At 38.1% G+C, this 12,156-nt stretch carries 9 protein-coding genes; 6 read left to right on the forward strand and 3 right to left on the reverse strand.

Annotation, left to right across the window (positions count from 1 at the left end; translation table 11 throughout):
• The first annotated feature begins 302 nt into the window (after positions 1-302).
• Both G4Y78_RS03395 and G4Y78_RS03400 read left to right on the forward strand, forming a co-directional pair.
• The gene (locus tag G4Y78_RS03395; protein ID WP_163831668.1) at positions 303-797 is read left to right on the forward strand and encodes a hypothetical protein; all 495 of its coding nucleotides are present in this window, start codon (positions 303-305) and stop codon (positions 795-797) included.
• 8 nt (positions 798-805) lie between these two features.
• Positions 806-1,546 (forward strand): hypothetical protein, encoded by a 741-nt coding sequence (locus tag G4Y78_RS03400; protein ID WP_163831670.1) that lies wholly within the window; start codon positions 806-808, stop codon positions 1,544-1,546.
• A gap of 407 nt (positions 1,547-1,953) precedes the next feature.
• Here the strand turns inward: G4Y78_RS03400 and ansA are convergent, their stop codons facing one another.
• Positions 1,954-2,973, reverse strand: coding sequence for an asparaginase (ansA, locus tag G4Y78_RS03405; RefSeq protein WP_163831672.1), 1,020 nt, complete (start codon positions 2,971-2,973; stop codon positions 1,954-1,956).
• 282 nt (positions 2,974-3,255) lie between these two features.
• Positions 3,256-4,098, reverse strand: coding sequence for an OmpA family protein (locus G4Y78_RS03410; protein WP_163831674.1), 843 nt, complete (start codon positions 4,096-4,098; stop codon positions 3,256-3,258).
• Positions 4,099-4,727: 629 nt separating this feature from the next.
• On the opposite strand from G4Y78_RS03410, the gene G4Y78_RS03415 reads away from it, so the two are divergent.
• The 3 genes from G4Y78_RS03415 (at position 4,728) to G4Y78_RS03425 (ending at position 9,667) form a co-directional block, all read left to right on the forward strand.
• A complete protein-coding gene (locus G4Y78_RS03415) occupies positions 4,728-5,576 on the forward strand; it encodes a substrate-binding periplasmic protein (protein WP_163831677.1) in 849 nt (282 codons plus the stop codon).
• A gap of 132 nt (positions 5,577-5,708) precedes the next feature.
• Positions 5,709-8,240, forward strand: coding sequence for a response regulator (locus G4Y78_RS03420; RefSeq protein ID WP_163831678.1), 2,532 nt, complete (start codon positions 5,709-5,711; stop codon positions 8,238-8,240).
• Positions 8,241-8,386: 146 nt separating this feature from the next.
• Positions 8,387-9,667 carry a heparin lyase I family protein gene (locus tag G4Y78_RS03425; protein ID WP_163831680.1) on the forward strand — a complete coding sequence of 427 codons (1,281 nt, stop codon included), beginning with the start codon at positions 8,387-8,389 and terminating at the stop codon, positions 9,665-9,667.
• Between the two features lie 11 nt (positions 9,668-9,678).
• Here G4Y78_RS03425 and G4Y78_RS03430 read toward each other — a convergent pair whose 3' ends face one another.
• Positions 9,679-10,575 (reverse strand): hypothetical protein, encoded by an 897-nt coding sequence (locus G4Y78_RS03430; protein WP_222937632.1) that lies wholly within the window; start codon positions 10,573-10,575, stop codon positions 9,679-9,681.
• A 191-nt stretch (positions 10,576-10,766) separates the two neighbouring features.
• Here G4Y78_RS03430 and G4Y78_RS03435 point away from each other — a divergent pair, with 191 nt between their 5' ends.
• A complete protein-coding gene (locus tag G4Y78_RS03435; RefSeq protein WP_163831683.1) occupies positions 10,767-12,152 on the forward strand; it encodes a Fic family protein in 1,386 nt (461 codons plus the stop codon).
• The last annotated feature ends 4 nt before the right edge of the window (positions 12,153-12,156 follow it).

Raw genomic sequence — 12,156 nt, forward strand, 5'->3', positions numbered from 1 at the left:
CATTTTGCTATAAAGTTAGATTTATATCGTCAGTTGTTTGATTGGTATACAGTTTACTATATGTTTCTCTGTTTATATATAAGTAGGAGAAAACTTATTCCTGAAAACTCTTTGTCAGTTGAAAAGCCATATTCTATCTTTAGATTCCTAAAAAATATTATTATTTTTCCTTGTGTTTAAAAATAGTGAATTGTAATAAATTGATTTGGGTTGTACTGATATTGCAAATAAATATAAATATGGATTGTGCTTTTACACATAAATAGGTGAATTGATTTTTAAGTTTAAACATGGAGAGTTTGATGATGAAAAATAAATCTTTAACAATATTTGGTATGCTAATGTCTAGTACTATTGCTGTTTTTAGTCATGCAGCTGATATAAAAAACTATCAAGGCACACATTGTGTACCAATAACCTCTAGTAGTACGTATTCATCAGAGTACAGATATAGTCACCCTTTTGGTTATGTTCAGAATACATCATCCTCAAAGTGGCTTTATCTTGAGTGCCCATTAGTTAGAGACGATACAACGGCTAATAATGAGGCATCTGCTGGTTATGTAAGAGTAAAAGATCAGAATGCATCACTAGATGTAGAATGTGCCTTCTATCGTGTTTATGATACTGGGAATGTAGCTGGTGGTAGTGTTAAGCGTTCTTCTGGCTCATCAACTGCAATGCAGCAGCTTGACTTCCCAAACTTAAATCAAGGTGGATCAAAATATACGATGCATATGAAGTGTAAATTACCGCCATCTTCTACACTTTATTCATATTCTGCTAATGAGCTTTAATAAACTAAGTGACGGCTAATGCAAGATATGCATTAGCCGTTCTTTATTTATCTATTGGAGGCAGTATGGAAAAGTCTTCGGCTAAAAACTACTTAATCATTTTTTTTATGATTTTGATTACTTCATTAATGGTAAATGCCATATTTTTAATGTTCGATAGTAAAATATTGTTAAATCATAAAAATAACTATAAAACTATGTTTAATGATTTACGGCTCGATCTTCAAGGGGTTAAAGTACAGTTGATAGATCTTATAAAGGATCAAGAAAGTAGTGAAGATTTTGAAAAGGTTAAAACATATCTAGATTCAAATGAGCTCATTTTATTGGAAATAAAACAGCTTTCGGAGCAGATAAAGAAATATCATCCTATGGAAAATATATCGTTAGAGCAAAACATAACTGATATTCGACTAAATGAAACTAATAGTATAAAAACTCATGATAATATGGACCCAATGATTCTTGCAGAACAACAACATGATGCGTTGCCAGTAGATGAAGGCTGGGCAGCTGACGCGATTGTATCTATTCGTCAGTCAATTTCTTTAGGGGAAATTGAAGGTGCTTATTTAAATTCAGTGGATTGTAGAACTAAGAGTTGTAAATTAGGTTTGAATTTTAATAGCTCTAGCCAGATTGAGCCAGCGATAGAAAAAATTATTAGTAAAATCAATTGGGATCATCAGCATACTTTAAAAATGAGTGAAAGGGGGCTTAAGATAATATTTTCTGGCAAAAATGAATGATAAAACTATTTAGATGATTTTTGTTGAGGGGGGTAAGTTTATTGAGAAGAAGTATATATGTTGTGACTATTTAATATTTTTAAAAAAGTACCATCAGGTAGCAGTTTTTTCATGCCATGCTTAAAATCACGTAGTTTCTTAAGGTGGTTAGCTGAATTCTTTGAAATAGCGAGATGTAGTTCGTTTACTTTTAGTGCTGGCTCTATAAAAATGATTTGCTTGGATATGTCATTATATTTTGCTTCTAGTAAATTTTTCATGAAATATTTGTCTAATTACTTCATTTCCAGCCAATAAATCAATGCAGGCTATGCTTAATTTGGCAGGCATTTGGCTAATAATATAGTAAAAAAGGCAGGAAGAACCAGCAGATTATCTGCTGGTAGTAATATTGGTTACTAAAGCGGTTAACAGGTTAGCTCGCCGCATTGGCTTTCTTGCATTTTTTGGCGGATCTCTTCTACGGTGAGTTTTTGAGCTAATAAATAATGTAATTTAGTAAAAGCTGCTTCTAAGGTCATATCATAACCACTAATAATGCCTGTGTCGGCTAGTGCTGATCCAGTCGCATAACTGGATTGATCTACACGGCCTTGAATACATTGGGTTAGATTAACCAAAATGATCCCTTGCTCATTGGCTTTGGTTAGCGATTTCAGTAGTGCTTTATCATTATCAGGAGCGTTGCCTACCCCGTAGGTTTGTAGTATTAATCCCTTTACTTCAAGTTCTGCGACTTTATCAATAAGTTCTGATGGCATTCCTGGGTAAAGCACTAAAGGCACTACTCGCCATTGGCGATAGCTTTCTGGCAAGATAAACTCAGGCTCTGTAGTAGAGGCAGGTAATAAGGCCGATTGATTAATTTCAATGTGAATACCTACCTGTCCTAACCATGGATAGTTAGGTGTATCAAACGCGTCAAATCCAGAGGCTTTTAATTTACTGCTGCGATTGCCACGTAATAACCTTCCATTAAAATATAAACACACTTCTGGAATTTGGTAATGACTGGCCAGGATCATTGCAGTGACTAAGTTGTCTTGGGCATCATTTCGTATTTCGCTTAAAGGGATTTGCGAACCAGTAACAATGACTGGCTTGTTAATGCCTTGTAACATAAACGATAAGGCTGATGCTGTATAAGCCATGGTGTCAGTACCATGCAAAATAATAAAGCCATCGTAGTCGTTGTAACGGTCTGCAATGTCCTTAGCAATAGCTAGCCAGTTTTCAGGAATTATATTACTACTGTCTATTAACTGATCATATTCATGTAGCTCATAGTCAGGCATATTGGCTGACATATGACCAGGTATTTTGTTGGTGATCAGTTTGTCTAGCCCGCTCATGGGAACATAGCCTTTATCAGAGCGTTGCATCCCAATGGTGCCGCCTGTATAGGCAATGTATATTTTTTTCTTCATCAGCCATTACCTGTTGTCAAACAAAACGTAAGGATAAAGTGTTAGTGAGTTGTTGCATAGTGGTCCATGAGCAAAATGAGGTAACAACTATATGATATATGAATCTACCATTAACCTAATGGCTATCAAATATTCTAGACGAGAGCTTATTGACACTGTTTTGAATACTTTGCTGCTAGGATTTTAGTTGCGTGATTACTGTTAATAAGGGGTAAAAACTTTGCGTGATATAAATTAAGTTAATGGCAAAAGCCCATCATAAGACGGGCTTTTTGGGTGTTGTTAATTTAATACTTTTAGTTCTACTCGACGGTTGCGGGCACGACCTGAGTCAGTGTTATTATCGGCAACTGGGCGTGATTCACCATAGCCTACTGCTCTTAAGTCATTGCTTCTAATACCGCGGCTGACTAAATAACGGCGAACTGAGTTTGCCCGTCTTTGAGATAAGTCTCTGTTGTATTGGTCGCTGCCACGGCTGTCTGTATGGCCACCTAATTCAAGCCGAGTACCTGCATGTAATTTGAGTTTTTCAGCTACTGAATTTAAGTATTCTTTAGCTGCCCAGGTAAGTTTGTCTGAGTTGAACTCAAATTCAACACCATCAAGTTTTAAGGCTTTTGTACAACCCAATGCATTGACCTTAGCTCCAGGAGGTGAGTTAGGGCAGTGGTCTTTATTGTCAGTCACACCATCATTATCTGAGTCGAGGAGACAACCACGCACATTAACTTTGGCGCCAGGAGGTGTATTTGGACATTCATCACGGTAATCAGGTACACCGTCGTTATCTGAGTCAAGTGCACAACCATGTACATCAACTGGAGCACCACTAGGAGTAGCAGGGCATTTATCTCGACTATTAGGCACACCATCGCCATCACTATCTGTGTCACGATTCATCAGAGCACAGGTAACACCACCAATTATTGCGCCCCCCACTGCGCCAATAGCAGCATCTTCTGAGTCTTCGAATGATCCAATAACAGCACCTGTCGTGGCACCTACATAAGCACAATTGCGCCAGTCTTCATACCATGGGCCTTGAGTGGCACAACCGGTAAGCACTAGTGGGATTACCAATAAAAAAGCAGACAGCTTCCTGCTAAAGATTGGTTTTTTCATATGCATCTCCATGTTTTTATGTTGGCAAGCTAGCAAGCAAAGATCAGTATAGTTAACCCTGAACAACTCTTAATGCAAAACTAGCCATTATTCACTACTGTTGAAAGTGATTGTTAAAAGTTATCTTATCAGTTATGTATTAAAAGCCATGTAACTTTAAAACAGCATTTAGTATACAACCTAAGCCGACTATCATTAAGATAGCAAGCTTACAGCCATATATACTTCTCCTTGAGCATTTTATTCTCAAAGTCTAATGGGTAGTAAATAATGCCATTTATGATTAAAAAATGTAACAGCAAGATGATGTAAAACACCAGCAAGAAGATGATGAAGAATAGAAAATGCACAAAAGCAATATAAAGTCTTTTATTTTACATTCCTCTTTAACCTAAATAAGTCACCAGCTTCAAGGCAAGAAAATATCTGAGCAAGTCATAGCTACAATTATGCTACAATTTTGTTATTGCCTTGTGAGGTGATGAGAGAAGCTATGTTTCTATACCTATTATGGCTATATTGAAGTTATATGTTGTTGCTATGGCAGTATTTGTGCCTGACTATTGTCAGGTTACTTGATACAGCCGATTAAGTATTTGTTTTAGTTAAAGTTTTTGTAGTAATTATATATGATCAGGTCCACCTTATGCAGTGTTACATTTTGCCTGGGCTTAATAGGTATTACAGAGCAAGTCAGTGGTCAAAATAAGGAACAGGCAAGTTTAAGTCAATTAAAACAGCTAAGTGTAGCTACGTTGGTAGGGTATCCACCATTTATTATTGCTAAACGAAATTTACGTGCAGCGCACCATGAAGTCGTTCCACCAGGAGTAGACTCTGATAATATTATGGGCTATAGCTGGGATGTATTTCGTGATAGCTTCCATCAGCAAGGTTATACCATTAATTTGAAAGTTTACCCTTGGGCACGAGCTATAGAGGAAGTAAAAAAACAGAATGTTGATTTACTATTTCCAGCGGGTTGGACTAAGGACAGAAGTGAGTACTTATTATTTTCAAATGAATCAATTAATAAGGTTGATTTTTTAATTTATGTAAAGCAAAACAGTACTATAAAGTGGAAAGGTTTGAATGCACTTAAAGATCTTCGTATTGGCTTAATGAGAGGCTGGAACTATGGAGAGCAGTGGAAAGCATTACAAAGTATTAGAAAGGTGCCTGTAAGTGATGTGCTGCAGGGATTTAAGATGCTTGATAATAATCGGGTTGATGGTTTTGCTGGTTACTTTCCAATTTTTGATTACGCCTTAAATAAAGCGAACTGGTCAAACCAATATCGTAAATTACCAGCATTTGACAGTACTTACGAATTTGTTGTGAGCTCAATTGATAACCCGAGGGCAAAAGAGTTAATTACTGCTTTTGATAAGGGAAAGCAGGCCCTGGTAAAATCTGGCCGCTTGGAAAAAACTCAAAGAACCTGGCTACAGGATATGCCTACTGACTCTTTACCTTAAGAAAGCTAAAAGCACATGAATGGATGTTGCTAAATTTCATCTATATTTTTATAAAGATAAAGAGCTAATACTGTACGGCACTATAACCAATATATAGCCATAGCATAGGCTTACACTTTAGGGTTTACCACAATGGATGTGCAACAACCGCTATCAGCTTATCCGGAAGAGACGCCAGCTGTATTTAAGTGGTTAAGTTTATTATTTATTTGTACTGTTAGTATTGTTCCCTGGCTTATCGCTCAACAACTACCAGGTTTACCTTTAATTGATAGCAATTGGCAATATAACCCTGTACTTTGGCTGTGTTTCTCCAATCTACTGTTATGTTGGTTATTACTTACATCTGTTCTGATTTTTTGGCCTCGCTCACAACCATCTGAAAATTCCCCGTTAATCCTACTCTTTTTAGTCGCTTTTTGGTCTGGGTGTTCACTGGAGGTTGTCATTTTATTATCTGCAATACAGTTACCCGCTATTATTGCTATGCCCCCCCGGTTAGGAATTGCTGATGCCGTATTATATAGCAAGGCTTCAAGCAGTATTTTAATTTTTATTACAGTTACAGTGACGCTATTTTATCAAAAACAGTTAAGTAGTTTGTTTCCCCGTTTAGCTGCTTGGGTCGTTGCTATCATGTTGGCAGCTGTAGCAGGGGGAGTAAGCCTATTTATGTTATTGGCTGTGCAGGATGGTTTTAAAACGCTACTGTCACTTAGTGTGAGTGTAGTTGCCCTGATGAGTACGTTATGTATGTTACAAGCATTAAAGTCAGTACAAAATGATTTTACTGCAACGGGTATTAGTGGCTATGTTTTTTTAACGCTTGCAGCGCTAGGGTATTGGGGGTTAGGTTATACTCAGCCACAATTGGTGTTTAATACGGCTGCTGTACTGTTAAGCAGTTTTGCTTATGGCATAGTAATTTTAGGTCTGCTATTTAGCTTACCTAAAATCACTCAAATAATACAAACCGTTGATGCTGATGAGCTGGCTTCAGTACCTATTAATATTCAAACTGAACAAACACAGCCAGTAGCAGAAAAAGCACCTTATCAACAACCCCATTCGGCTGACTTTCTTGCTGTGCTAAGTCATGAAATTCGCACCCCGCTTAATGGTGTAATTGGTTTAACCGGGCTATTACAAGAAACCTCATTAAATAGAGAACAATTTAGTTATGTAGAACAAATTCGTCGCTCAGGAGAAATACTACTCTTTACTGTTAATGACTTACTGGACCATGCCAAGTTAGAAGCAGGCTTGTTAGTGTTAGAGCGGGTTAGCTTTGACTTAAAAGCATTAGTTGATGAGGTTGTTGAGTTTTACCGTTGTGCAGCTCAACAAAAGTCTATTGATTTGGTTATGCATTATGGTGACGAAATTCCAGGGATATTATCAGGCGATCCTGGACGAGTCAGGCAAATACTTTATCATCTGATTGGTAATGCCACTAAATTTACCGAAACAGGTTATGTCATGGTAGAAGTAGGGTTGCAAAAACAAGAAAATGACCAGATTTATATACAACTTGATATCACAGATACGGGCATGGGGATTCCTGAAGAAGAACAGGAACGCTTATTTAGTGCCTTTGAATTAGGTGATGCATCTGTTACCAGAGCTTTTCACGGCTTAGGGTTAGGTCTGACAATTTGTCAGCAATTAGTTGCTTTAATGGAAGGAAATATTAACCTGTCAAGTGAGCCAGGTGTCGGCTCTACTTTTACTATAATGTTGCCGTTCCATACCGATGAGCAAGCACATAAACAACCGGTACCCGATGTTTCTTTAACAGATGTGAGAGTACTGGTAGTCGACGACACACAAGTAAATCGTTACATCCTTGATCGCTTATTAGTTAAATGGGGGATGCAATGTGACTTGGCAAGTACGGCACGTGAAGCATTGGAACGGATTACCCAGGCAGCATTGTCCAATCAGCCCTATCAACTGGCTTTACTGGATTTTCAAATGCCATTAATGGATGGTTTAAAATTAGGTCGAGGTATTAAACAAGATCCAACCATTTCTGATACTAAGCTGATAATGATAAGTTCTTCTGATGAAACGGTAGCGTTAGAACAGTTTGCTAAAGCTGGGTTTGCAGGTTTTTTAGTTAAGCCAGTCAAAGCTCAGGTTTTAAAAGATATGATCTGTCGGATACTGGCAACCGATGATGATTCTATTGTTACCAGAGATATGCTACGAGATAGTGCAATTGTGTACCCCCCGTTATTAAATCAATTGGTTGAAAAGCCCCATTATCGAGTATTAGTTGTAGAAGATAATGCCATTAACCAAATGGTAGCTGTACGGATGCTAGCGAAAATGCACTGTGATGTTACCACTGCAGCCAGTGGAAAAGAGGCACTGATGTTATATAAGGCACACCCTTACGATTTGGTATTTCTTGATTGTGAGTTGCCTGATCAAAATGGTTTAAAACTAGTTAAAGATTTAAAACAGTCCACACCACCACACCGTCATGTTCCTGTCATAGCAATGACGGCTAATGTTTCAGAAGCAGATAAAGCAGCTTGTTTTGATGCTGGTATGGATGATTATATCGCTAAACCCATTGATAAAGAGTCGCTAGCTCACTTAATGAATCGTTGGGTAGGTTATAGTGAAGGTGTTTCTGAGTCAGAAGATAGGAAGTAAAAATATACCATTCGCATATAGTATCAGAGAGATGGATATTGGTTTTTAATTTGTCTTTCATGATTTTGATTAAGCAAGAAATTGATCCAGTTATTGAAAGAATTTATAGTTCGCACAAAGCAATAAAAGTCAACAAGGTAAATATTTTGAAAATTTGTGCTAACTTTTTATTTTTTGGCTTGGTTTTGAGTAGCCAAGCCTTTGGTCAATCAAATAGAAACCATTCTATAAACGATTATATTCAGCAAGACTGCTATATTAGCGATTTTACAATTGAAGGAAAGATCAATCCCCAAAGATTTTTGATTGATCAAAAATGTACGTTTAAATTACATCAAGCAGCTATTGCTCCTGTTGGTGTTAAGCATTCATTAGGTAGGTTACCTAGTCATATATATGGACTCAACCAAATTTCATTATCAGCAATTCCCATAACAGTACTACCTGAGTTTGGCTCACTTGCTGATGGGCGACAAAGAGTAGAATTTACAACCGGATTTTTTCCTCTTAACAAATTTATGCTTAAACAACACTCTAAAATGGAATTGCAGTTTAAGTCTGAAACAAGATCGATGATGGCAGGGCAATGGCCAACAAACTCTCATTATCAATATTATCAGCTGAGATTCCGGCTGCCGTCAGCTTTTAGAGGAGAGATAAAGCCACTATTATCTACGACTAATCAATCGAGTCTTTTATCTAAAGATATGTCTGTAATTATTGCTCAATGGCATGGCACTCCAGATCGACTGACATACCGTCATGAAAATGATCAGCCATGGCAGTATCAACAGCTTGATATTGTTGATTCTTCTGATGATGCATTGAATGAGTCACTAACCCAATATCATGTACTTAAACAACAAAGCTATTTATTTGATCAAGGTGGTTTTCCGCCAATGGCTTTAAAAATAAAAGATGGTTATCTTGCCCTTATTGCAAACTATTTTAGATATCCTGTTCATGACCGGCGACTAACAAGGTGTCCCAAAATTTCAATATCTGGGGAAAAACCAGCTGTAATAGGGAAGTTTTATGTTTGTGACTATAAAGAAAAGCAGTTAAAGCCTTTTTCTGTTGTAAATTCAATAAATTATTCTGACAGCTCATATAATCGTGACTGGGCATCTGGAGTGAGTATTATTTGGAAACATCCCATTACACTCTCATTATTTGATCAATGGATTAATCTAACGGTTATTGTTGACTGGCCTAACTGGAAAAATAATTACTTTGATACACTAAAAAATGGTAGGGTTCAGTTATATAATTCTGAAACAGGTCAAAAACTGGCATATTATAATGGGCCGATTGGTAATAATGATCAATGGGTGCCTTATTTTAAATTTGGTATATATAAGTCAAATAAATCAGCACATTTGCCCGTGCAAGTAGATTATGATTTATCTGCACTTTATATTTTTTAGTTAGAATGAGGCTACCGAATAACCCGAAGCGCTTGTATTAAATCCGGCAGTAGCTGTATATAAGTGCCAATATGAGCAACTACGCTGGTAGCGTCGGGGTTGGTTTGTAAAATCTTTTGCTCAACCCTTGTCACTACTTCATGAAGGAATTTTTTTGCTCTGACTTTATTAACGCCATATTCAGTTAGGGGGGCAATAATCGGCGTTGCAGCCAGTAGAAATAAAGCGCCGCCAAATGCACCACCCACTGAAACCCAGGTTGGTACGCCTGCCCATTTGGCCCAAAGGGCTCCCCAAAATGACTGCTGACTAAGATAGAGACTGGTTGCAGCCGCTGACCCCAACCCCAGTGCGCTGCCGAATGCCAGCTTATCGCTGAATGAGCGACCTACCAGTCCTAAAGTGAAAAAGATAACCATATCCCGGCTACCTTCATGGGTTAACGTTAGACGGCTAAGTGCTTGTTGAAGACGTTGCTGAGCCTGCTCTGGGGTAAATTCATTAATTAAGTTTTGCAACTCATTCAGTTGATTAATATCAGTATGTGGGTGTTTTTTTATGTGTTCGACTAACTTTTGTTCAAGTTGTTGTAGTGCCAGTAAATCATTAGTTAACACTTGGGCGACAGCGATTTCTTTATGGCTCAGCTTGATGGTGTTATCAAGTTGCCGTCCCCCTAAACGCTTGGCCAATCGCCAGCTCGCACGGGGGATATTAGCTAAATCCCGAGGAATATCCTTCCGATGCTGCCAATGCCGATGTAGCACTCTACGTAAAGAAGCAAAGTGCTGTTGATAAACAACATCTACGCGTTGATGGGCAGCAGCAAAATGGCCCTTAACCAGCCTTTGTAGCTCTTGTTCCCATTGTTGAACAGTATTGGCTGTATCTATCATCGATATAAACAATCAGTTACCCCTAAATAAGACTAACTATAACATTTATCAGGCAAAGGTGGATGTGGCCGATATATTCTTTTTTTGGCCGATAAGTGGCCGATAAAACCAGTTTGTGTTGTAATAAAGGTCGATATCTTCGATTTTTGGCCGATAAGTGGCCGATAAGTGGCCGATAAGTGGCCAAAATGTAGGATGGATATATGCCTCATCATATAGATATTGCCACTTTGTTAGAGCATCTTCAGCAGTTTGAAGAACCAGTCCCATTCGCTGAAATCAAGCAAGGGTTGGAAGTCCCTGACCGTACCTTACGGCGTTGGCTGGCTCAGCTGGTTAAAGAGGGTAAGCTACAGGCTATTGGAGAACGAAAAGGTCGCCGCTACCTCTTGCCTTCGGTTTATGCTAAGCCACTTTTACCGGCAGAGGCAGCAATTAAGGTTGAAGAAAAAATAGAGCTGTATACTCCACAATGTCAGCAGTTGATCGATCAAGTTCGTCAGCCACTCTATCAGCGCTCTCCTTGTTCTTATAATGCGGCATGGCTTGAAGCTTACCAGCCAAATAGAACATTTTATTTAACTGACGCAGAGCGTAATCGTCTGAAATCAGTGGGTAGTCGTTTAAGCTCAGAAATGCCAGCAGGTACTTACGCACGAAAAATTTTTAATCGAATGCTAATTGATCTTTCCTACCATTCTTCAAGGCTTGAAGGGAATACCTATTCGTTAATTGATACCGAAAAGCTTTTATTAGAGGGTACAGCTGCTTCCGATAAAATAGATACTGATAAAGTGATGATTCTGAACCACAAGGATGCAATACAGTTTTTGGTTGATGGTATCAATCGTTTACAAATTAATATGGAAAATATACAAACCCTGCATTATTTATTGGCAGATGGTTTAGTAGCACCTGGCGCTGCAGGGCATATTCGCAAAGATGCTGTAAGGGTATCTGCTACCACTTATATGCCAATGGAAGGAGTAGAGCGGTTGACTGGTCAACTTGAACGAGTGGTTTCTAAAGCGAATAAAATTGAAAACCCCTTTGAACAAAGTTTTTTTCTATTAGTGCATATTGCTTATTTGCAGGCATTTATTGATGTTAATAAACGTACGGCTCGTTTGAGTGCAAATATTCCTTTGGTAAAAAATAACTTAGTGCCATTGTCATTTATTGATGTAGATAAAGACGATTACGCCTCAGCAGTGATAGTGACTTATGAGCTTAATAATGTGAGGCCTTTGGCAGAAATTTATGTGCACTCATATTTACGTAGTTGTGAACAATATACGGCAGTTACAGGAGCTATTGGTTTTGATTCTTTGCGAGTGCGCTATCGTGAACAACGACGCCGTCTAATTGGTGAAATTGTTGCCGAAGGAATTTGTGGAGCTGCGTTACGTCTTCGCTTGGAAGAATTTACCAGAACAGAAATTCCAGCTGAACACCAGGAAAAATTTTATTCCGATGTGAGTGTTGACCTGAAAAATCTTCAGCCATTTACCATTAGTGGTATGGGCATTTCACAACGGGAACTAAGAGCATGGCAGGCTAAATGTAAACAGGAAGGGTTGGGGATATAACAAA

The sequence above is a fragment of the Spartinivicinus ruber genome, assembly GCF_011009015.1.
Classification (GTDB): domain Bacteria; phylum Pseudomonadota; class Gammaproteobacteria; order Pseudomonadales; family Zooshikellaceae; genus Spartinivicinus; species Spartinivicinus ruber.